This window comes from Levilactobacillus wangkuiensis (assembly GCF_016861605.1).
GTDB lineage: Bacteria > Bacillota > Bacilli > Lactobacillales > Lactobacillaceae > Levilactobacillus > Levilactobacillus wangkuiensis.
The window spans coordinates 15526-36062 of record NZ_BOLM01000025.1 but is presented as its reverse complement, the minus strand read 5'-3'; the positions used below and the strand labels follow the sequence as shown (position 1 = coordinate 36062).

At 53.3% G+C, this 20537-nt stretch carries 21 protein-coding genes and 1 riboswitch; of the genes, 11 read left to right on the top strand and 10 right to left on the bottom strand.

The genetic code is table 11. The features are described 5' to 3' along the window. Window positions 1-1140: 1140 nt before the first annotated feature. From JUF13_RS12825 to JUF13_RS12805, 5 genes are all read right to left on the bottom strand, one after another. On the bottom strand, window positions 1141-1497 hold the full coding sequence (locus JUF13_RS12825) for a hypothetical protein (RefSeq protein ID WP_203640004.1): 357 nt from the start codon (window positions 1495-1497) through the stop codon (window positions 1141-1143). A gap of 454 nt (window positions 1498-1951) precedes the next feature. After that, on the bottom strand, window positions 1952-2638 hold the full coding sequence (tenA, locus tag JUF13_RS12820; RefSeq protein ID WP_203640003.1) for a thiaminase II: 687 nt from the start codon (window positions 2636-2638) through the stop codon (window positions 1952-1954). A gap of 21 nt (window positions 2639-2659) precedes the next feature. After that, entirely contained in the window at window positions 2660-3313 is a 654-nt protein-coding gene (locus JUF13_RS12815; protein ID WP_203640002.1) for an energy-coupling factor transporter transmembrane component T family protein, read from the bottom strand. Next, window positions 3310-4719, bottom strand: coding sequence for an ABC transporter ATP-binding protein (locus JUF13_RS12810; RefSeq protein WP_203640001.1), 1410 nt, complete (start codon window positions 4717-4719; stop codon window positions 3310-3312). The genes JUF13_RS12815 and JUF13_RS12810 overlap by 4 nt, the downstream gene beginning before the upstream one ends. Before the next feature lie 649 nt (window positions 4720-5368). Then, window positions 5369-5929, bottom strand: a complete 561-nt coding sequence (locus JUF13_RS12805; RefSeq protein ID WP_203640000.1) for an ECF transporter S component — start codon at window positions 5927-5929, stop codon at window positions 5369-5371. A gap of 86 nt (window positions 5930-6015) precedes the next feature. Continuing rightward, a riboswitch (TPP riboswitch) is annotated at window positions 6016-6105 on the bottom strand. Window positions 6106-6326: 221 nt separating this feature from the next. Here JUF13_RS12805 and JUF13_RS12800 point away from each other — a divergent pair. The 5 genes from JUF13_RS12800 (at window position 6327) to JUF13_RS12780 (ending at window position 10664) form a co-directional block, all read left to right on the top strand. Then, the gene (locus tag JUF13_RS12800; protein ID WP_203639999.1) at window positions 6327-7499 is read left to right on the top strand and encodes a D-alanyl-D-alanine carboxypeptidase family protein; all 1173 of its coding nucleotides are present in this window, start codon (window positions 6327-6329) and stop codon (window positions 7497-7499) included. A gap of 637 nt (window positions 7500-8136) precedes the next feature. Further along, on the top strand, window positions 8137-9306 hold the full coding sequence (locus JUF13_RS12795) for a serine hydrolase (RefSeq protein ID WP_203640006.1): 1170 nt from the start codon (window positions 8137-8139) through the stop codon (window positions 9304-9306). Window positions 9307-9801: 495 nt separating this feature from the next. Beyond that, window positions 9802-10131 carry a type II toxin-antitoxin system RelE/ParE family toxin gene (locus JUF13_RS12790; RefSeq protein ID WP_203639998.1) on the top strand — a complete coding sequence of 110 codons (330 nt, stop codon included), beginning with the start codon at window positions 9802-9804 and terminating at the stop codon, window positions 10129-10131. Further along, window positions 10121-10408, top strand: a complete 288-nt coding sequence (locus tag JUF13_RS12785; RefSeq protein ID WP_203639997.1) for a helix-turn-helix transcriptional regulator — start codon at window positions 10121-10123, stop codon at window positions 10406-10408. The genes JUF13_RS12790 and JUF13_RS12785 overlap by 11 nt, the downstream gene beginning before the upstream one ends. Then, window positions 10401-10664 carry a helix-turn-helix transcriptional regulator gene (locus tag JUF13_RS12780; RefSeq protein WP_203639996.1) on the top strand — a complete coding sequence of 88 codons (264 nt, stop codon included), beginning with the start codon at window positions 10401-10403 and terminating at the stop codon, window positions 10662-10664. Before JUF13_RS12785 ends, JUF13_RS12780 begins: the two co-directional genes overlap by 8 nt. Before the next feature lie 49 nt (window positions 10665-10713). Here the strand turns inward: JUF13_RS12780 and JUF13_RS12775 are convergent, their stop codons facing one another. The 3 genes from JUF13_RS12775 to JUF13_RS12765 are packed head-to-tail and all read right to left on the bottom strand — an operon-like array spanning window position 10714 to window position 12478. Continuing rightward, a complete protein-coding gene (locus tag JUF13_RS12775) occupies window positions 10714-11382 on the bottom strand; it encodes a chloramphenicol acetyltransferase (protein WP_203639995.1) in 669 nt (222 codons plus the stop codon). 10 nt (window positions 11383-11392) lie between these two features. Further along, on the bottom strand, window positions 11393-11722 hold the full coding sequence (locus JUF13_RS12770) for a GIY-YIG nuclease family protein (RefSeq protein ID WP_125763271.1): 330 nt from the start codon (window positions 11720-11722) through the stop codon (window positions 11393-11395). Window positions 11723-11725: 3 nt separating this feature from the next. Continuing rightward, window positions 11726-12478, bottom strand: a complete 753-nt coding sequence (locus tag JUF13_RS12765) for a DUF2087 domain-containing protein (protein ID WP_203639994.1) — start codon at window positions 12476-12478, stop codon at window positions 11726-11728. Window positions 12479-12718: 240 nt separating this feature from the next. Between JUF13_RS12765 and JUF13_RS12760 the strand changes: the two genes are divergently transcribed. From JUF13_RS12760 to JUF13_RS12740, 5 genes are all read left to right on the top strand, one after another. After that, on the top strand, window positions 12719-13534 hold the full coding sequence (locus tag JUF13_RS12760; RefSeq protein ID WP_203639993.1) for an HAD-IIB family hydrolase: 816 nt from the start codon (window positions 12719-12721) through the stop codon (window positions 13532-13534). A gap of 82 nt (window positions 13535-13616) precedes the next feature. Continuing rightward, a complete protein-coding gene (locus JUF13_RS12755; RefSeq protein ID WP_225893634.1) occupies window positions 13617-14912 on the top strand; it encodes a PTS transporter subunit EIIC in 1296 nt (431 codons plus the stop codon). After that, window positions 14896-15708, top strand: coding sequence for an alpha/beta hydrolase (locus JUF13_RS12750; protein ID WP_373300825.1), 813 nt, complete (start codon window positions 14896-14898; stop codon window positions 15706-15708). Before JUF13_RS12755 ends, JUF13_RS12750 begins: the two co-directional genes overlap by 17 nt. 70 nt (window positions 15709-15778) lie before the next feature. Further along, window positions 15779-16594, top strand: coding sequence for a Cof-type HAD-IIB family hydrolase (locus JUF13_RS12745; protein WP_203639990.1), 816 nt, complete (start codon window positions 15779-15781; stop codon window positions 16592-16594). A gap of 80 nt (window positions 16595-16674) precedes the next feature. Beyond that, window positions 16675-17343, top strand: coding sequence for a hypothetical protein (locus JUF13_RS12740; RefSeq protein WP_203639989.1), 669 nt, complete (start codon window positions 16675-16677; stop codon window positions 17341-17343). A 98-nt stretch (window positions 17344-17441) separates the two neighbouring features. Here JUF13_RS12740 and JUF13_RS12735 read toward each other — a convergent pair whose 3' ends face one another. After that, complete coding sequence (locus tag JUF13_RS12735) at window positions 17442-18401, bottom strand: nucleoside hydrolase (RefSeq protein WP_125765896.1); 960 nt, start codon at window positions 18399-18401, stop codon at window positions 17442-17444. Window positions 18402-18734: 333 nt separating this feature from the next. On the opposite strand from JUF13_RS12735, the gene JUF13_RS12730 reads away from it, so the two are divergent. After that, window positions 18735-19775 (top strand): PrsW family intramembrane metalloprotease, encoded by a 1041-nt coding sequence (locus JUF13_RS12730; RefSeq protein WP_203639988.1) that lies wholly within the window; start codon window positions 18735-18737, stop codon window positions 19773-19775. On the opposite strand, the gene JUF13_RS12725 is transcribed toward JUF13_RS12730, so the two are convergent. Further along, the gene (locus JUF13_RS12725; protein WP_203639987.1) at window positions 19760-20518 is read right to left on the bottom strand and encodes an alpha/beta fold hydrolase; all 759 of its coding nucleotides are present in this window, start codon (window positions 20516-20518) and stop codon (window positions 19760-19762) included. The genes JUF13_RS12730 and JUF13_RS12725 overlap by 16 nt on opposite strands. Window positions 20519-20537: the final 19 nt, after the last annotated feature.

Sequence of the window (20537 nt, the reverse complement as noted above, 5' to 3'; positions counted from 1 at the left end):
AAAAGTATAGGTCTCCATGGCCTATTTGTTTACCCTTAATGTCTTAAGGGGTGTTGCACTTCAATTTTAAATCGGGCAAGTTTTTTTCGATAATGCTTGCCCCGAGAGGAAAAATTGCGTAAACTTATACCCAATATGACAATTGGCAGAGTCGGGCCTGTAACCCGATGTGGCGGAATTGTTACTTACTTTTCGCTAGCCTGTCATGGTTTTGCAACATAAACCCTTTAAGCTAGTTATTAGATTAATTCAGTATCATAACTAGTGAGGTGGCAGGATGAATTTGAAACACGTAATTGGAAGTCTGTTGACCGCGGTCATTTTATTGGCTGTGTTCGGCGGTATGTCCTGGTATTCCATGGGCAAACGAACCACGACACATCAGAGTTCGAGCCCAGTGGGGGTCATCAGCACCCCGCAGACACGTGCGTTTCGCGTGGCTGTCAAATAACGCGGTTAATCCCGCCCCGGGGCCGGATCATCCGGCTGTTACAACTTAAAACTTTGGTAATCATTGTGATTACAAGACTACAGTCACTTGTAGTTTATCAAGCGGGAAAACAGGTCGGCCTTCGGGCGGGCCTGTTTTTCTAGGGTAAAGAGTGCGGAGCGAGGCGCTTAACTGGCGAGCATTAACGGCGTAACGGGAATGGCCCCGGGCCTGGGACATTTTCGTTACGGTGTTAAGTGGAACCAGTTGCCTTGCGTAGCACGTTTCAGAAGCCGCCAGGACCGGGATAGTCCCGTGGAGAACCAGCCAACCGACTTAAAGCAAGATAAATCTAAGGACTAATTCAGGGCTTGGGATATTTGCTGAACCGGGGTTAAGCGCAGGAACCTGCCCCGCGTAGCACGTTTCGGAGGCCGCCAGGGCCGGAATTGTTCCGTGGAAAGGCAGCCCCAATAACAAAGAAATCAATCAAACTCAAAAACGCAGTCGCCATAACCTGAGAACCAACTCAGATGATAGCGACTGCGTTTTTACTTTAAGTAAAAAACAAAAATGAAACTGAGTGATCTGTGTCAGTGACCAGAGGTAGGCCAAGTGGTCAGCCGAGGTGAAAGCCCGTTTCTCAGGCTGGAACCGGGCCCATAGCCGAACACTTTGAGCCCACCGCCGGGAACGAACGGTAAAGGCAATCAGTTGAAGTGGAACCAGTCGCTTTGATTGCGGCGCACGTCCTTGCGAATCCCAAAGAAGTAGACCAAGAATGCCGCCACGGCAATCCCTAAGATGATGGTCCAGAACCAATTTTGCGTATGGATAAAGGTAAAGTAAGCAAACCCCAACGTGCTTAACCCGATTAAGACCAGGTTGAAAGGCAGGTGTTTACTATGGATAAACGCTACTGCTAACCCCAAAATGACGGCGCCACCGAACATGTTGTCACCGCTTAGCTTACTACCTGGGTCCTTGAGCAACGCGTAAATTTCAATCGCGACGCCCAAAATCAGTGCCAGGTAGCCAAAAAACTCCAAGAATGTCAGTCGTTTCATGACGACACCTGCTTTCTCTAATGCGTGTATCCATTATAACGCAGGTTCACCGGGTTGAAAATACAGTTGCTTATGGGTTGAACCGTGCTTGCTTGCGCCTCCGGGCTGGTGAAAATAGGCCGTGGCGCTGTGGGCGCACGTCCGAAGCCTGAGAAGCGGTCTTCGGACTTACTTTGAGCCGGGAATCGCGTCTCAAAGATAGCAGTTACCTAAGCGGGGGGACCCGCTAAGGTAACTCCCACGGCTGAGCCTATTTTCACCAGCCCTGCGGCTGACACTGGTTTAACCCATAGCGTGGTATTTTACATTAGCCAGTTAATGTATTGCTGACCAGAGAGTTTCGTCTGTCACTTAACTTACAATGGAAATTTTTAAAGCTCATCTGGAATAGACAAGTTGCCACCAATTCCACACCCATGAAAAAAGGACCGACCAGTAGCCAGTTCTTCAATCGTTAATTCGTTGTCAGTGACGATGATTTCTTACTGGGCGTCAACGACCAGTCCTCGTGGTCTAGCGCCATTTGCCAGAAGTTTAGTTCGTACCAGCTACTCTTTTCAAAAATATCTAACAGCTGGTGCGTGTTTTCTGGGGTGGCGACGTAGTTGGCGAGGGCGAGTTGGTCCTTCATGGAACCGGTATAGTCGTCCGCGTTGTAGGTGTCAATCCAGGCTTGGTAAATGGGGACGGGCGACCCGGTGCCGGCCAACGCCTGGCCAATCTCGGCGTACAGCCAGTAACAGGGGAGTAAGCCCGCCACCGCACCGGCCGGACCCGCCGTCATCAATGACCGATAGAGGTGACTGGTATAGGCGTAACCCGTTGGGGCGACGGCAGTATTGGCGACCTCTTCCGGCGTGATATTTAAGCGGTCAAAGAAAGTTTGCCGCACCGCAATTTCACCCTGACGGAGGCTTTCGGCCCCAGCGCGTAACTGTTTGACGACGCGGGGGTCCTGGCTTTGGTCGGCGGCTAAATCATGGAGTTTCCCAAATTCGTGGAGGTAGTAATGGTCTTGAATGAGGTAGTAGCGGAACGTGTCGCCGGGTAAGGTGCCGGCCTGCAACTGTTGAATGAAGGGATGGCGTTTGGAGGCGTCCCAGCTAGCCTGGGTGGCCGCGTGTGCTAAATCAGTAAACATAACAGGAACTCCTTTGCTAAATTAGGGTAGGCCGATGAAGAGACCGACTTGAACCAGAATAAGACCAATGCCAAAGACCCACCAGTCGCGGGCCCGTAACGCGACCGTGATGGCGTGTGTCCGGGGTGCGCCTTCCACAAAACCGTGGGAGGTCATGGCGGCGGCGAGCTGATCCGACCAGTTCATGGCGGCCAGAATCACTTTGAAATACAACTGGGGCGACCAGACGTGGAGGACTTGCCCCCGCATCAACGCCGCGGCCTTAATGGTGGCGACCTCCGCTTGAATCTTCGGCATCAGGTTGAAGGCGGCCAGAAAGCCGTACGCAAATTTCGATGGCAGCTTGGCGTTTTGTTCCAGCGACCGGGTCAGCGTCAACGGGTCCGTGGTCTGGGTGAAGAGCCCGCCCATGTAAACGTAGACAAACATCCGCGTGAAGATGACGATGAGGAAGTGGTGGGTGGTCGTTCCCTGGAGCGCTAATGACCAGACCAGGGCACTGGCGAAGAAGAGCGGCACGACGGTTAGCCACAGGAGGCGTTTCCATTTCACGTGACCCACGAACATCAGAATCAAACTAATGATGATCAAAGCGACGTTGACCGTCCACACCTGGGTGAAGGACACCTCAAGGGCAATCAGGATGACGAGCGCTAATTTTAAACTCGGATTCATGCTGGGGCCCCCTTGTAGGTGAGATGGTGGTCGGCTAGGGCGAGGTGCAGGGTGATGAGGTCGTCCAGGCCGCTGAGTTGGTGGCTGATCATGATCAAGGTCAGGTGAAGGTCGCGCTGAACGGTCGTGAGAATGTGCATGACCACTTGAATCGACGCGAAGTCCAGACCCTTCAGTGGTTCGTCGAGAAGGAGAACCGTGGGTGCCATGATCAGCATGCAGAGTAATTGCAGTTTCTTTTGCTGGCCGCTACTTAGCGAGTAGATGATCTGCTCGGTGTGCTCGGCCAGGTTGAGTTGCGCTAAGAGGTCTTGGACCCGTTCGGCCGTGAAGTAGTCGCGGTTGCCAAATTTGCGGGAGAGGGCGAGCTCCTCAGCGACGGTCACGTTGAGAAATTGTGAACTAGCCGCCTGGAACATGAGGCCCACGGACCGGGCGTATTGCTTGCGGGGGAGCTTTTGGATGTCGGTCCCGTCGTAGGTCAGACGCCCCTGGTATTTGCCAAGGCGGACCAGCGCCCGAAAGAGAGTGGATTTGCCACTCCCATTGGGGCCAGTGATCAGGGTCGCTTGATGGGCAAATAAGGCCAGGTCCTGTGGCGCCAACAATTCGCGCTCGCCGTGACCCAGGCGCAGTTGCGTGCCCTGCAGACTGACAGGCTGGTCACTCGGTAACACAACGTGGGTCAGCTGGAGCTTGTCGGGGGTAAACGCCGCAAACCGGGCCTGCGTATCTGCCGGCGACAACAGCGTCAGCTTTCCCATATCCAGCACGGCCAGATGGTCCACCCAGCGGTCATAATTGCTGAGGTCGTGGTCGGCTAAAATGATGGTCTTGCCGCGCTTGGTACACAGGGCAACCAGCTTTTCGAGCAAGGCCAGGCGCGTCGGTGGGTCGATGCTGGCAAAGGGTTCGTCCAGTAAAATGACGTCGCTGTCCATGGCTACGATGATGGCGAGGGCGACCTTCTGTTGTTCGCCACCGGACAGCTGCATCAGTAACCGGTCTTGTAAATCGGTAATGCCGATGAAGTCGAGGGCGGCGGTGATTTTGGCGGGGATGTCGGCCGGGTCAACGCACTGGTTTTCCAGGGCGAACCGCAACTCGTTTTTCACCGTGTCCATGGTGAATTGGGTGCTGGGTTCCTGGAAGAGCATGGCGACGGTGGCCGCCCGCTTGGTGGGGGCAATCTCGGCTAGTGGCTGGTCGTTAAAGGTGATACTGCCGGCGGTCGGCAACGGGGTGAGTCCCGCAATCAGCTTGAGCAGCGTCGACTTGCCGCCACCGGAGACCCCGGTCAATAGGGAAAACTTGCCACTGGGAAACGTGACGTTCAGGTCATCGAGGACGGGCCGGGAACGCTTGGGATAGGTAAATGTCAGTGAATGAACCGTTACGGTGGCCACAATGATTCCTCCAATTCTACAATGATGTTGCTGCGTTACGCGTGGGAGTCGCCTTACCGGTCGGTGAAAATGGACCGTGACGCTGTGGGGAGGACGACTAAAGCCTGAGAAGCGGTCTTTAGGCTTGCTTTGAACCGCTGAGAACCGCTGAGAACCGCGTTTCAAAGTCACCATTTTCCGAGAAGATCACTCGAAAAATCCCACGGCTGAGTCCATTTTCACCGACCTCACGGCTGACACGGCGGTAACCAGCGACGTTGGTGATTACGGGATTCAGGGCCACCTGCACCTTGTGTAGTGGGTGGTCGTGAGTTAGTTGTGATTAATTTGGTGTTGAAGCTGTTAAGGCTGTGTTCGGTTGGGTAATCTTTGACCCTTGGTGCGGTCAGAGATTGATTAGGTAGTAAGGTTAGAACGATGTTAAGCGGCTGATATTGGTTGAAATCTATGTCAGCCGTGAGGGAAAAGACAATTTGGCTCAGCCGGGGGATTTGGTTATCAGCTTGGCTGATGACCAAATGGCGACTTTGAAACGCGTTCTTTGCGGTTCAAAGCGAGGCTTAAGACCGCTTCTCAGGCTTAAGCCGTCCTGCCCCCAGCGTTCCGGCCAATTTTGTTTTCCCGGTAAGGCGCATGGGAAAATCAACCGTTATTTGACGTTGGGTAAGACGTGCGCGCGGGCCAGCAGGTTGGTGATCAGCTTGGTTAAGACACCGCCGAAGAGGAAGACCGAGCAGAAACGGACCGCGAACAGGAGAATCAGGAAGCCAAAGTGGTAAGCGGAGTATCCGCTGCGGACCAGGTCCCAGGCGAAGGTGACAATTGTGGTGGTCAACGCGGTCAGAACCAGCGTGACCCAATTGTATTTCTTGTAGCGCATGGCGGCGAAGCCAATTTCAGCGCCCAGTCCTTGGACAGCGCCGGAAATCAACGTGCTAGCGCCCCAGATACCGCCCAGGAACATTTCTACGACGGCGCCGAGAAATTCGCCCAGCGTGGCCGCCCCCGGAATCCGGATGATAAAGCCGGCCAGGGGACCCGCCATGACCCAGACGCCCAGCAAAATTTCGTTAGCCAGGGGTTGGAGTCCAAATGGGGCGAGGGCCGCTGCCAGTAATGTGTAGACGGGGTTGATGACCCAGAAAATAACGCCCATAAAAATTGCTAAAATTGTGACTAAAATAATATCTCTAATGTGCCAAGCTTTCATAACCAGATACCTCCTAGAATTGTTTGACAGGGGCGTTCATTGTGAAAAAAATCCCCACTAAGAAATCGCTTAGTGGGGTTCATTGACAGCATAAAAGTACGCATCCCTTCGCTGGTATTAACCAGAGCAGGTTCAATGGGTTTGATCTCAGCCGTGAGGCACCCCAGTCGTATGTGATTGACTCTAGCGTAACTAATTTGCCGGGTAAATGCAACCATTGCCCAAAATAATCGTGCCTAGTCGTTGATTTATTCAGGATGGAAACGTTTTTTACAGTTTCGTTACGACCGGGATATTTCACGTCTAAAGCGGTTAATCGGGCTATCCGTTGCGAGGCAAGAGTGCTATTCTAATAGTTGGTTATCTTAATTATTATACGATAGGAAGGATTTAACTCATGAGAAATGTCCATATGAAACGCGGCCTGATGGCGTTTGCCGTGGCCTTAACGGTCGGCGGGACTGTCAGCGCTGTCGTGCCTGCCAACGCTGCTTCAGCGTACAAAACGGTTAGCACGAAAACCATTAAGAAGACGGCCTACCACAAGAAGCATGCCAAAGGGGCCATTTATAACAAGACACACACCCGTAAGGTCAGCAACCTAACGACGCATCCACACACCACGTGGTATGCCACGAAGCAGGCGACGCTGAAGCATGGCAAGTCGACCGGCATTTATCTCTACGTCAAGAACAGCAAGAATAGTGTGAAGGGCTGGGTTTGGCACGGCTACTTGAAGAAGGGCAAGGCGCCATTCGTCCTGACCAAGGCTAGGGCCGCGGTTGCCATGAACGCCAAGACGGGGAAGGTCGTTTGGTCCAAGAACGCCAACACCGCGCGGCCCATTGCGTCCGTTTCTAAATTAATGACGTTATATCTGGCCCTGAAGAAGGTTGATGGCAAGACCAGCAACTGGAATCACAAGGTCAAGATTACCAGTCGTGGCTTGGTTTCCATGAGCCGGAGTGCCGACTGTGGCGGCTTCCATTTCAAATTAAATCACAGCTACACCGTCAAGCAACTGTACTACGCGGCCTTCCTGGATTCGTCCAACAACTCCGCTATCGCGCTGGGCAAATGGGTCAGCGGCAGTAACGGCAAATTTATCAAGAAGATGAACGCCCAAGCGAAGTCCTGGAAATTGGGCAAGGCCCACTTTGTTTCAGCTTCCGGCTTGGAAAACAGCGACCTGCGCCGGTACGGTTACGGCTACGGTAAGGCTAACGCCAACAAGGTTTCTGCCAAGGACGTTGCCATCATCGCCCGGCACCTGATCACCAGCTACCCCCGTATCTTAAAGGATGGTAAAATTGGCTCGATGAAGGTCAACGGTCAGGTCTGCCACAACTACAACAACCTGTTGAAGGGGCGGAAGTACTACCGTGCCTCACTGAAGGTTGATGGATTGAAGACTGGGTACACGCCGCTGGCTGGGTACTGCTTCGTGGGTACCGGTCAGAAGAGCGGCAAGCAGCGCGTGATTACCGTTGTGCTGCATGATGAGAACGAGTTCACGGAGACGAAGTCCTTGATGGACCACGCCTACCGCCTCAGCAGCATGAGCAACTAATCTTGGTTTCGGGTTAAACATAGTCGTTGTCAGCGCCTCCGGGCTGGTGAAAACCGGGCCTGGTCGTGTCCGTTCCCGACGGCGCGCTCAAGGCGCCCTGCTGTGGGGCCGGTTCCAGCCTGAGAAGCGGGCTTCCACCTCAACTTTGAGCCTGGAGTGCGGTCTCAAAGGTTGTCCCATGCTCTAAGCTGAGTGAGAAACCTCAGCTAAGACCATCGACACAGCCGGACACCTTGGCTCGCCTCTGGTCACTCCCACGACCGGCCCAGTTTTCCCAGCCCTGCGGCTGACACTGGTTTAGCCCGCAGGATTGGTTGTTCTGCATCGTGGATGTGGCTGACTGCTGCTGATTTGTGTTGTGGTAGTTGGTCAGATTCATGTAATAGCCATAAAATTGTTTTGAAAAGGTCCTACCGAGAGTTTCCTTGGTAGGACCTTTTTCGTGGCTTGAACTGTGTCTGCTGGATGAGTCCGCAATCGTTAACCATCCTAGTTATTTAGCCCACACCTTATGGATTACGGTAAAGTTACGTCCCCAACAAGTAAGTTACAGATGTCTTGTAATCCTTGTGGGAACGGCGTTTATCGTGTTAGGGTGAATCATATAATGATTTTAATGAGGAGAGGACTACATATGATGAAATCAGGAAAAGCCAAGTGGCTGGTGCTGGCGTTTGTGTTTGTGCTGACGCTGGGTGCCGGGTTGAGCTTGCAAGTGACTGCCGATGCGGCCGTTTATTCTACGGTGTCGACGGCGACCATGACCAAGACAGCCTACCACAAGAAGAGCACGGCGGGGGCCATTTATAATCAGGCGCATAATCGCAAGATTGCTTCGCTGAAGAGTTACCCTAATACGACTTGGTATGCCACGCAGAAGGCGACCTTGAAGCACGGTAATTCTAAGGGTATCTACTATTATGTGGCCAATAAGTCTAGCTCCGTGAAGGGCTGGATTTGGCATGGCTACCTGACTAAGGGGAAGGCGCCATTTGGTCTGAAGTACGCCAAGAACGCCATTGCCATGGACTACACGACGGGGAAGGCCGTCTGGTCCAAGAGTGCCAACACGGCGCGGCCCATCGCGTCCGTTTCTAAATTGATGACGCTGTACCTGGTGCTACAAAAAGTTGATGGCAACGCGTCTACGTGGAATCAGGTCGTCGACACCAGCAGTAAGGGCTTGATTGCCATGAGCAAGAGTTCTTCCTGCGGGGGCTTCCTGTTCCAAACGGGGCACACCTACACCGTCAGAGAGCTGTATGACGCGGCCTTGCTGGATTCTTCCAACAACGCGGCAATCGCTTTGGGCGAATGGGTGGCCGGCAGCAATGCCAAATTCATTCAACAAATGAACGCACAAGCCAAAAGCTGGAACCTGGGTAAGGCCAGCTTCGTCTCGGCTTCTGGTTTGGAAAACAGTGACTTGAAGGCCTTTGGTTACGCCTACGGGACAGCCAATGCCAACATGGTTTCCGCTAAGGATGTGGCGCTGATTGCGCGGCACCTGATCCAAGACTATCCCCAAATTTTGACCGATGGTGCGGTTGGCTCGAAGACCGTTGACGGCCAACTTTGCTACAACTATAACAACATGCTGTCTGGTCGGAAATACTACAAGGCTTCATTGAACGTTGATGGGTTGAAGACCGGGTACACACCATTGGCTGGGTACTGCTTCGTGGGGACCGGTCAACAGGCCGGCAAGCACCGGGTGATTACCGTGGTGCTGCATGACATTAACGAGTTCACGGAAACACAATCCCTGATGAAGCAAGCCTACAGCTACAGCAGCATGAACGCTTAATCTTGGGGTTAAACATAGTCGTTGTCAGCGCCTCCGGGCTGGTGAAAATGGGCCGTGGCGCTGTGGGCGCACGTCTGGAGCCGAAGGGCGGTCTCCAGACTTACTTTGAGCCGAAGTTCACGTCTCAAAGATAGCAGTTGCCTAAGCGGGGAACCCGCTAAGGCAACTCCCACGGCTGAGCCCATTTTCACCAGCCCTGCGGCTGACACTGGTTTAACCCGATTAAACGCCATTCTGTTTCTGTAGTGGATTAATCAGATTGATAGTCTTTAAAACTGACTAATTACTGAACGTCATCCTTAAACAATAGGATGGCATTTTTATTTTACTATTAAACTAGTGTTGGGGTGATTTGGTTGTTGGGGCGTTTGCTATCTTTTCGCTAGTGGGCCATGTATGATAAATAAAGTTAATGAAAATAAAATTTTCGCAGTTTTTTTACGGAGTTATCTTGTAAGGGCTAAAAAGCTCAAAGTAGAATTGCGAGGTAACTAAATGGAAATTAATTACGAAAGTCAGAAAATTGAGAAGACTTTTTCGACACAAGTAAGATTGGTAAGAAAATTTGGTTTGAAGATAGCAACTGGGATTCAAAGAAGAGTTGAAGAATTAACAGTTGCAGATACATTAGATGAAATTTCCCACTTTCCACCGTCCAGGCTACATTTGCTAACAGGTAACCTTCGTGGATATTTTGCTGTTTCTGTAACTGAAAATGTAAGATTGATTTTTGAGGGTATGAATGATTTTCAAGAAGTTACGACTAATAAAGAACAAATCACACAGGTTATTATAATGAAAGTGAGCGATTATCATGATAAATAAATTATACCAACACGAATCCACCGAGCCGGTAGCGCCAGGTAGCTCCTTACAAGAGGCCATTAATCTGCTGGGCATCTCCCCAGCGCAGTTAGCCCAGCAAACGGACACCTCGTTTTCGTACGTGACAGCTGTTCTGGCTGGGACGACTCGACTTACCCCGGCGTTTGCGCAGAATTTATCACCGATTACGCAGGTGTCGGCCGCGTTTTGGCTGCGGTACGATGACATTTACCAGCGGAAACTAGCGCTGAAGGAAAGGGTGCCAGACGATGACTAACCGAGAAACCTACCAAGTCCCCGTGCCAATAGCCCCCGGGGAAACCTTACAAGAATCCATCGACCTATTACAAATCACGCCAGCGGCCTTGGCCGAAAAGACGGCGGTATCCGTCGATTATGTCCAGCAGGTGTTGGCCGGTAAAGTCCGCATCACACCAGAATTTGCCAACGCATTGACGTCAGTCATTGATGTGCCCGCTGCGTTTTGGCTTCGGTACGACCAGAACTATCAACAGGCTTTAGCCGAACACTAGCGGATAAATAAAGCGCCTCACGAGAAAAATCTCGTGGGGCGCTCTTTCGTTAGTCGACCAACCAGGTTTCTGGGTGGTCGAATGCGTTTTGTAGTTTTGTGAAGAACTGACTCACGTGGTAGCCGTCCGCGACCGCGTGGTGGATGGTCACAGAGAGGGGCATTTGCCAGTGGTCACTTTCGTTGATGAACTTGCCAGCCTGAATGACCGGGAAGAACGTGTTCAATGGCGTAAAGGGCAGCGGCGTGTAGCTGGTGAAGTGCGTCCAGGGGATGCTGCCAATCATGTAGGTGTTGGCACTCTGGGGCGCCTTGGCCATTGGCGTGTGCAGGTCGCCGTACTGGGATTGGTCCCCCAGGTAGTTTTGGTAAAATTGGTTAAAGCTGGCGTCGTAGGCGGTCCAGAGGCTCGAGATGGTGTGGTCGGTGTGCATGACGGAATAACTCGGGTGGAGCACCTCGTAGTGCACCAGTTGGCCGTCGTCGGTCCGACTCACCCGGAACTCTGGCATCTCGGTGATCACCCGGGAGACCAGGTAGAGGTACGCCGGATTGAATTTCAAATCGCGAGCGGCGAGCCAATCCTTGGTGGCCGTTACGTCAAGGTCGGCGCTCACGGTAAAGCCGGTCGGCATCATTTTGGTGAAATAGTAAAAGTATTCCCGTCGCGACCAGGTGGCCGGATCGATGGGGGTGGTTGTGGTGTTTAATGGTTTCATAGGAACTCCTTTAATGCTGGTTATAGGCCGGGTGCAGCTTGTCGAGCCACTCGGCTTTGAGGTCACGTAGTTTTTGGCGAAGGTGGTCGACGTCGGTGGCGTCCTTCTTCCAGAGCACACTGTAACTGAATTGGTCGGCGCCTAGCGCATTCCAGTCCTCTTGGAGCGGCGTGTCGTGGTAAAAGTTGCCGTTCAGGTTCGTTTGGTAGTAGCCCCACCGGTTGTGGAGGTTGGGGGCAACGTCGATAAAGGTTTGGCCGGTCTGATCATTTTTGATTTGAATCACGCCGTAGAAGGTGGGCGTGGCTTTGTACTGTTGAATCAAGTCTTTTTTGTTCATGAGCTACTCCTTGTAACTGGGATTCCGCCAGTAGTCGCTGCCGTCGGTGGTGCGTTCGAAAAAGTCGTAGTCGACCAGGTAACGGCGAATTAGCGGGTAATCCGGATAAATTGGGCGAAGCAGGTCGTTGAAGCCTACCTCGGTGAAGTGTTGGTCTGGCGAAATCGTGCTAGTAATGCGTTTGAGCACGGCCAAGATTGCCTTTTGGTGCTTAGGCCACCGTTTCAGCTGAAGCGGGTCGGTCGACTGGAAGAATTTGGCGACGAGCTGTTGGTATTCGGTGGTCGTCATGGCAAAGCGGTCGTCCTCCGTGCCGGCTTGGTTGGGGAAGCGGACCAGACTGTCGGCCACGGCCGGTTGGTTGAAGACCTGGTCGTAGATGGCGAGGTACAGCTTGGCCTGCTTGGCCTTTTCCCGGAAGGTAAACTTCTGGTGGCGAATGGTCGCAGCGGCCACGCCAGTTGCGGTGGCAATCTCGGCGTCTTTTTGCCCGGTACTAAAGGCAGCGAGAAGGTCGCGTTGCTTGGCGGTTAGGGTGTTGTACTTACTAGCATCGTTGATCAACAGGTGGACGGCATCCGGGTGCTCCTGGGCGACGTGCTGTTGAATCATTTGGGCTGCCTGATAGAATTTGTCCGCGACCGGGAAGACTTGGTCGGTGGCAAAGCTGGCCTGACAGTAGTTGCAGACGTAAGCCGTGGTGGTTTGGTGCCATCCCTGTTCAATTTCGGTGAGGGAAAGGTCTTGTAAATTCATGATGATGCCTCCAATGGGTCTTAGTGTACAGATGTTTATCAAGACTGTCAACATTTATTTAAAAATAGTATACCAACAATAAACAAATAAATAAAGCTCCCGATAACCTCAGGCCTGGCAAATGGTTCAGCCATCGGCCATTTAATATCATTAAATTTGTAAGCAAACATCGTTGCGCAGCGGCTGGCGGCCAGGTATGATGGGTGCAAGTTAGCTTTACCAGAAGGGGAGGTGGGTGGCATGACACCACGGTTGATTGCGACGGACTTAGATGGCACATTTTTAGATAACACCGGGCGCTACGATGCGCACCGGTTTGAGGCACAGCTAGCGGTGATGGCCCAACGGCAGGTCCATTTTGTGGTGGCGACAGGGGACCCACTCGACCATGCGCAGGGCCTCTTTGCACCGTTAAAGCATCGCACGGCCATTACCTACGTGGTCGAGGATGGCGCACTGATCACGACGGCAACCGGGCAGGTGCTGAAGTGTGCCGCGATTCCAGCATCATTGTGGCAGGCGGCGGTCACCTGGATCAGTCGAACGCCCGTGATGGCGGACTGCTTCGTGATTGCCTGTGGCTGGAAGAAAGCCTACACGCAGTTGCCGGCCGACAGCGAGCGCTTCAAGGAGTCACAGGTTTTCTATCCCAGCTTGACGCACGTGAATCAGTTAACGACCGTTTCCGATGGCATTTTGAAATTGGATTTAACCTGGCTGAAGACCGATATCGCGCCCCAGGCGGCCGCGTTTAACCAACGCTTTGTGGGCAGCTTGCGGGCGACCAGCAGTGGCCTGGGCGGCATGAACGTGACGCTCCCGGGCGTCAACAAGGCCGCGGCCCTACAGTATTTAGGCGATACCTGGCAAATTGGCTCCGCACAGATGGCAGCCTTTGGCGACTCCGGCAACGATGCCGCCATGCTCGAGCTGGTGGGCCAAGGGTTTGCCGTGGCTAATGCGGCACCGGAAGTCTTACGGGAGAGTCGTCAGCAAACGCCCGACACCAACGATGAGGGGGCCGTCTTAAACCAGATTGCGCGTTGGCTAGTTTGAGTTGCCCGCGTTCTAACCGAATGTCCAGTTGGGGTCAACGACCCGCTGCCGGCATACAATGACCGCAGTGGGGGTGAGTGACGTGCAAATCACAACGAGCCGTTTGGGGACGGCACTGATTGCGCTGGAGGTCAACTGCCAGCGCAATCGACAGGTCGCAGCGATTCGCCAAGCGTTGCGACTGATTTTTCCCATTATTTTGTTGGGCAGTTTAGCAGATTTTGTCGACCAGGCCTGGCTCCAACGGACCGGGTACTTTTATCAGACCTTACACGTGGCCAATTGGGTGTTCCAGCTCAGAGTTATGCGCCAGTACCTCCGCCTGATCAGTGCGGGGACCCTGGGACTGGCGGCCATCCTGATGGCATTTGCCGTGAGTTTTTACTTGGTGGCACCGGTGACCCGGCAGACGAGCAATCGGTTGATGGCCGGCATGACCGCCGTGATCAGTCTGAAATTCTTTAACGTCAGTCGACCGTCAGTCTTGGCCCTGCGTCCCATCAAATGGGCGTCGGCCAACCTCGGTCTACAGGGCATCCTGATGGGGATTCTGATTGGCCTCCTCGTGGGCAATAGCTATCGCTGGCTCCTGGTCCACCACGAGACGACCGGGTTGACGGGGCCATTCCTACTGATGAGTGGCTGGTTGCTGGGAACCACCGCGCTGGGCTTATTGTGGGTGACCACCCAGACGGTCAGTTTAAATGCGGCGTTCGTCAGCGCCATTCAGTGGCCGTTTCGTCTACCGCATTTCATCTTGGGACTCTTGGGATACAGCGGTCTGACCAGCCTGTATGCGTGGTTGGGAGTACTCGAACCCATCACGCCAAGCGGGCAAACGGTAGCGACGGCGCAAAATTTGGAGGCCGTCTTGAACCATGCCGGCTGGCAGCTGCCCCATCCCGTGACGCTGCACACCGTCGTTGACGTCTACGCCAACTTTGGCGGGACGGGGATGTTGCTGGGACTGGTGCTGGCCATCCTGTTGGTTCACGGCCATACGCGGCATCACGCCGTAGCGTGGCTGAGTCTGGTCCCAACCCTGGGGAACTTCGGGGCACCGATCATGGTCGGCCTGCCGGTGATGCTGAGCCCGTTGCTGGGCATTCCGTTTCTCCTGGCACCGCTAGTCTGCATCAGTGTCAGCTGGCTGTGCCTGCGCCTAGCCTGGGTGCCCGCGGTCGCGTATCCGTTGTTGACCGGGACGCCGGGCCCCTTCCTGGCGTTCTTGGGGACCGGTGGCAATTGGTCCGCGCTGGTGCTGGGACTCGTGAACCTGGCGCTGAGCACGGCCATCTACTATCCCTTTGTGAAATGGCACGTGCAGGCGCAAGCCCAGATAGCGGGGGAGGTGGCCGATGATGATCCACGCAATTAAACGCGGCTTTATCGTGGTGCTGGGCCTTTTGGTCTTGCTGAGCCTGCCGGGGTTTCTCTGGCGGCCACAGCAACGCAGTGAGGTCCGCAGTCACTACCAAACGCTGATGGCACCCGTCTTTCTGGTGCCCGGCTCGAGTGCGACCCAGAACCGGTTCAATGCGCTGGTCAAGGAACTCAACCGGGAAACGCCCGCGACCCACAGTCTCTTACGGGTCGAGGTCAAGACGACGGGCCAACTGGTGTACACCGGCCGTATCCAACCGGGGGACACACGGCCGTTCATCGTGGTTGGTTTTCAGAATCATCACGACGGGGCCCAGAATATTTTGAAGCAGGCGAAATGGTTTGCGTTGGCCTTTAATGCTTTGCAGAAGACGTATAAGTTCAATCATTTCTCGGCAATGGGTCATTCCAACGGCGGCCTGGTCCTGACGTTATTTCTGGAGAACAGCCTGGATCAATCGGCCGTGCGAGCGAATCGGCTGATGACGATTGCTACGCCGTTCAACCTGGAGGAAGATGATGCCGCCGTGGATACACCGTTATTCAAGACGTTGGAAGCTGGGCGGCAACGGTTGCCCCGGCAGCTGGTCGTCTACTCGATTGCCGGGAGCAAGACCTTCACGGGGGATGGCATCGTGCCGTTTGACAGCGTGAACCGCGGCAAGTATTTATTTCAGGATCAAGTTAAGGGATTCACGCAGATTACCGTGACCGGTGCAAACGCCAACCACGCGGACCTGCCAGAGAATCAACAAATCGTTGCGCTCATTCGCCAGGACCTTTTGTCCTAATCATGGTTTATTTCACAAGCCGTTACGTGTAAACTAGGGGCATAAGGAAAATTACGGAGGCCAACAACGAATGATAAAGATGATTGCGCTCGATTTAGACGAGACGTTACTCAATACGGATAAGACCATTAGTGAAGCCAACGCCGCAGCCCTGCGGCAATTACACACGGCGGGGGTCAAGGTGGTGCTGTGTACCGGCCGGCCCATCAATGCGATTTGGGGCTACCTGGAACAACTGGGACTGACCACGGCTGAAGATTACACGATTACCTTCAACGGGGCCCTGGTCATTCAGAACACGACCAAGGAAGCCTTGGCGCAGAGCGGGTTGAGTCGCACGGACTTCAAGCCGTTGCACGCCTTTGCGGCAGCCAACCACTACCCCTTGGACGTCTTGGACTTTGATCAGGTCTATCCCGTCGCTGATTTAACGCCATCGGTTTATCAACAAATGTTGAAGGCCCCGATGACCTTCACGCCGACGCCATTTGCGGAATTACCCGATCATCTCTTCAGTAAGGCCGTTATGGCAACGGACCCTGCCACGCTGGATGAAGTCGTTAGCAAGCTGACCCCAGAGCTGACCGACCAGTATCACGTTGTGCGGTCACAACCAAAAATCTTGGAATTTCTGGCTGCCGATATGGATAAGGCCGTGGGGCTGGGCCAACTGTTGACGCACTTCGGTTGGGACTTCAGCAACCTGATGACTTTCGGGGATGCCGAGAATGACTTGGGCATGATCAAGGCCGCTGGGGATGGCGTGGCCATGTTGAATGGTCAACCAGCCGTCAAGGATGCCGCCAGCCATATCACGCCAAAAGACAACAACGACGCTGGGGTTGCGGCGTACCTTGAACAAACCTTTCCAGAATTGTTAAGCTAGAAGCGGTAGCGCTTGCATTTAAACAGATAAACTGGCAGTATAAAAGGTGTATAGGATTAATCTTAAGGAGGATTTTGGTCATGAAACGTTTGATGGTGAAACTTGGATTAGTAGTACTTGCAGCGGGGACCCTGGGTGGTGTCGCTGCACCGAGCGCGGCTAGTGCTAGCACGAAGGCAAAGCCCGCAACCTTTACGAACACGGATATGAAGCGTTACTACAAGAACGCTAAGTCAAAGACGGCTTTTTACTTTAAGTCATACAAGTCTAACGGTAAGACCGGGACGTTGCTGATTTTTGGTGACTTCAACGGCAAGAGTGCCAACGTCAAATATGGTGTGCCAACCTCTATTAAGGTCAGCAAGAACAAGCGGACGTTGACGACCAAGTACAAGTTGATTGAATTTAAGACGACCGACAACAAGACGACCACGTCCTTGACGAAGAAGACTTACACGTTCAAGCTGACGAAGAAATCCAGCACCAAGTTCAGTACTAAGGTCACTGGCACGAAGCTCAACCGGCGCTTAGCCTCAGCCACTGGCAAGACTTATTCTTACAGCAAGGTCAAGAAGAGTCCCGCCGCTGCTTACGCTAAGAAGTACGTGAAGCCAGCTATGCAAAAGCAATACACGGACATCTTTAACAACACCGATGCCCTGACCGCAGCGCAAAAGCAACAATACGCCACGGAATACACGAACAACGCGGTTAAGACCATGATCAACAACTTTAACTACAAGGCTTAATTGCGATTTAAAAATGAGCGCGAACCCGCAAATTGGGGCCGTGCTCATTTTTTTGGATCCAAAAAAACACCGGCCGCAGCCAGTGTTTTCAGTTAAGCTTATTTGTTGTTTTTGAATAACGTGGTCAGGTAGTCCATGAAGACCTTGAGGTAACGGTCCTTGTCAACCATGACGGAAACCTTAACGTTGGTAGGTTCGTTGAGACGGTTGTCATCACCGATGGTCCGACCGTAAGTTTCCTTGTTGTAGTTAACGACCATGTTCAGGTCAATCGTGGTGACGAAGCTAGGGTCTAAGGCAACCCCAACAGCGAGTGGGTCATGCAAAGCACAGCCGCCCAAGTTGTCGTTGAATTGCTTGTAAGCTTCGATGTAGTAGTCGACGATGTCGGCAAACTTTTCACCAGCAACGGTGCCAAGTTCACGCCATTGCTTGGTTTCCTTCTTGGTTAAGAGGGTCCGCAGCGTAACGTCCAGGCCAACCATGGTAGAGTGTAGTGGGCTGGTCAAAACAGCGTTAGCAGCTTCAGCATCTTGGTTGATGTTGGCTTCAGCAAATGGGGTAACGTTCCCAGGCATGGTCAAAGCACCACCCATGAAGGTCATGTTGCCGATTTCGTTAGCAATTTCTGGGGCCTTCTTCAAGGCAGCAGCCAAGTTGGTCATTGGGCCAGTTGGTACCAGCGTCAGGTCTTTGCCGTACTTGTGTGCAGCTTCGATTAAGAAATCAACACCGGATTCCTTTTCGATGGCACGCGTTGGTTCTGGCAGTTCAACTTCACCGATTCCGTTTTGACCGTGAATGTTTGCACTAACTTCCATCCGGTCGAAGTGGTCAGAGGTTGAAGAGTGACTTTCGCCTAAGTATACAGGGATGTCGGTGTGACCCAACAATTCCAAAATCTTCAATGCGTTCTTGCCGCCTTCTTCAACGACAACGTTGCCGTATGAACCGACGATACCGATTAAGTCAACATCAGGTGCACCTAATGCGTAAGCGATTGCAAGAGAATCGTCGATCCCAGTATCCAAGTCCAAAATCATTTTACGTTTTGCCATGATATGAGTGTCTCCCTTTTGGTCAATATTTAAGCTTTAACGCCTGCTTTAACTATAATGTAACTGGTTACATTTAGCAAGCTCACCCCGTCACCAAGTTGAAGCAATTGACGGTTCAGGGTAAGATAGAAGACGGCCATTGATTCCGGGATTCCTGCCGGTCAATGGCGCTGGAAGCGCTTGAGTAAAGCGTTTTACGTATATTGGAAATTAGTGCCGTGTTTTTCGTTAAGCGCTAGAAACGGGGTCGCTAATTTTAGTAAAATTTTTTTGAAATCGGTTAATTTGCGACCGAATTCTGGGTTAACGTGAATCTAAAAAGGGGGGCCAGCCATGGCCAATGAAGCGAGCAAGCCAAATAGAAAAAAATTCGAGTATCACAACCATTTGCTAGACGACGCCACGAAGGAAATGAACGAGTGGACCGGCGAGAATAAAGTGGTGGAGATTCACCTGTTTCAGATGTTTTCAGAGGTGTTCAAGCCGCACAACCGCGACGATGCGGAGGTCCTGTTCATTGTCGGGACCCGCGAAACCACGCCGTCTTTAGAAGCCGTGTCGGCGGCACCCGTCAAACCCTGGCTGTTCTCCCGCGTCTTTGCGCTACTGGGAGCCAGCTTCGTGTTGTTAGCGATGTTGTTCCTGGTCTTCCGGAGCAACAACGCCGTGCCGGGGATGATCTTCATCGGCTCACTGACGGTGCCATTTTCCTTATTGATCATGTTTTTTGAAATTAATGTGTTCCGCAATATTTCTGTGTACCAATTAATGACCGTCTTTTTAGTCGGCGGGATTCTTTCCTTGATTGCCACCATGATTCTGTACTCCCTGATTCCATCGGGCAACGGGACATCGTGGGAGTCGGCCCTGGTTGTCGGCTTTATTGAAGAGACCGCCAAGATGCTGGTGATTGCTTACTTCGTGAACCGTTTCCGTCTGAATTATATTTTCAACGGGCTATTAGTTGGGGCAGCCATCGGTGCCGGATTCGCCGTCTTTGAAACGGCGGGGTACACCGGCCAGTATGGCTTGGTGACCCTGCTGATGCGTAGCTGGCAAGCCATCGGGACCCATACGATTTGGTCCGCCATCATGGGGGCCGCCATCATTTTAGCCAAGGAACGGCACCAACCCGTGACCGGGAGTAACATGGTCGCACCAAAATTTCTGCGCTTCTACCTTCTGGCCATCGCGCTCCACGCCCTCTGGGACTGGAACGCGCCGTTCGCCTTATTAGACATTTTATACCTGCAGCAGTGGATGCTCATCGCCATCGGCTGGGTCGCCATCTTTGTGCTGATCAACGCCGGTCTCCGCGAGGCGCGCACGCTCCAGGGGCAACGCATTTTGACAGGCAATCAGCTCGGCGGATAGAGGTAGCGCATCAGCTTGGCGTCCAGCGCCGGATTCTCGTGTAACAAGGAGTGTTGCGTGTCCCAAACGGGCCCGGTAAACGTTTCATAGCGATACTGACCGACGCGGCCAGCGACCAGGTGCCGCAGTGGGGTCACGGTGTTCGCCGGCACCTCACTGTCGTTGCCGGTCTGGCCAATCACGCCAGCGATATTTAAAATTTTTAACTCTGGATAGCGGTCAGCGAGGTGCGTCCGTTCCGGGAAGTCGGCTCCCACCATCACGATGCGGGCGACGGCCACCGGGGCGGGCGCGTGGTCGTTTAGGTAGTCGTAGGCAATCGTGCCGCCGGAGGAGTGGCCGACAAAGTTGACCCGGTTCACGCCGTAACGCCGGTGGAGTTGGGTTAGGACGGTCGCCAACTGGCGTGCCTGTTTCTGCGGATGCGTGTTATCTTTGAAAATAACCGGAATGAGCGGATTGTTGCGGCCAACGGACTGGTGCTGTTGCCAAGTCACGTGGCCATTCCAGGTGACCCGCGCCGTCAGGGCAAACGTCCCGACGTGCGGGCGGTCCAGGCTGGTGACCATGCTGCGCAGCGAGAGCCAAGCGCCGTGGGTCCCTGGCAAGAAGAGGGTGGCCGTCCGCGTCTGGGGCACGCGCAGGTCGTTGAGCACGGCCCAGCGGTGATTCCACCAGCCGATGAAGCTGCCTAAAACCAAGAGCGTTGTGAGGAAAACGGTGAGTCCACGCGTGTGTTTCACAAAGACCACCTCCTTAGAA

What these genes read in the sequence shown, in the direction of transcription:
- JUF13_RS12825 (WP_203640004.1), bottom strand. Translation starts at nt 1,497, where the DNA reads ATGAAACGACTGACATTCTTGGAGTTTTTTGGCTACCTGGCACTGATT.
- tenA (WP_203640003.1), bottom strand. Translation starts at nt 2,638, where the DNA reads ATGTTTACTGATTTAGCACACGCGGCCACCCAGGCTAGCTGGGACGCC.
- JUF13_RS12815 (WP_203640002.1), bottom strand. Translation starts at nt 3,313, where the DNA reads ATGAATCCGAGTTTAAAATTAGCGCTCGTCATCCTGATTGCCCTTGAG.
- JUF13_RS12805 (WP_203640000.1), bottom strand. Translation starts at nt 5,929, where the DNA reads ATGAAAGCTTGGCACATTAGAGATATTATTTTAGTCACAATTTTAGCA.
- JUF13_RS12800 (WP_203639999.1), top strand. Translation starts at nt 6,327, where the DNA reads ATGAGAAATGTCCATATGAAACGCGGCCTGATGGCGTTTGCCGTGGCC.
- JUF13_RS12795 (WP_203640006.1), top strand. Translation starts at nt 8,137, where the DNA reads ATGAAATCAGGAAAAGCCAAGTGGCTGGTGCTGGCGTTTGTGTTTGTG.
- JUF13_RS12790 (WP_203639998.1), top strand. Translation starts at nt 9,802, where the DNA reads ATGGAAATTAATTACGAAAGTCAGAAAATTGAGAAGACTTTTTCGACA.
- JUF13_RS12785 (WP_203639997.1), top strand. Translation starts at nt 10,121, where the DNA reads ATGATAAATAAATTATACCAACACGAATCCACCGAGCCGGTAGCGCCA.
- JUF13_RS12780 (WP_203639996.1), top strand. Translation starts at nt 10,401, where the DNA reads ATGACTAACCGAGAAACCTACCAAGTCCCCGTGCCAATAGCCCCCGGG.
- JUF13_RS12775 (WP_203639995.1), bottom strand. Translation starts at nt 11,382, where the DNA reads ATGAAACCATTAAACACCACAACCACCCCCATCGATCCGGCCACCTGG.
- JUF13_RS12770 (WP_125763271.1), bottom strand. Translation starts at nt 11,722, where the DNA reads ATGAACAAAAAAGACTTGATTCAACAGTACAAAGCCACGCCCACCTTC.
- JUF13_RS12765 (WP_203639994.1), bottom strand. Translation starts at nt 12,478, where the DNA reads ATGAATTTACAAGACCTTTCCCTCACCGAAATTGAACAGGGATGGCAC.
- JUF13_RS12760 (WP_203639993.1), top strand. Translation starts at nt 12,719, where the DNA reads ATGACACCACGGTTGATTGCGACGGACTTAGATGGCACATTTTTAGAT.
- JUF13_RS12750 (WP_373300825.1), top strand. Translation starts at nt 14,896, where the DNA reads ATGATCCACGCAATTAAACGCGGCTTTATCGTGGTGCTGGGCCTTTTG.
- JUF13_RS12745 (WP_203639990.1), top strand. Translation starts at nt 15,779, where the DNA reads ATGATAAAGATGATTGCGCTCGATTTAGACGAGACGTTACTCAATACG.
- JUF13_RS12740 (WP_203639989.1), top strand. Translation starts at nt 16,675, where the DNA reads ATGAAACGTTTGATGGTGAAACTTGGATTAGTAGTACTTGCAGCGGGG.
- JUF13_RS12735 (WP_125765896.1), bottom strand. Translation starts at nt 18,401, where the DNA reads ATGGCAAAACGTAAAATGATTTTGGACTTGGATACTGGGATCGACGAT.
- JUF13_RS12730 (WP_203639988.1), top strand. Translation starts at nt 18,735, where the DNA reads ATGGCCAATGAAGCGAGCAAGCCAAATAGAAAAAAATTCGAGTATCAC.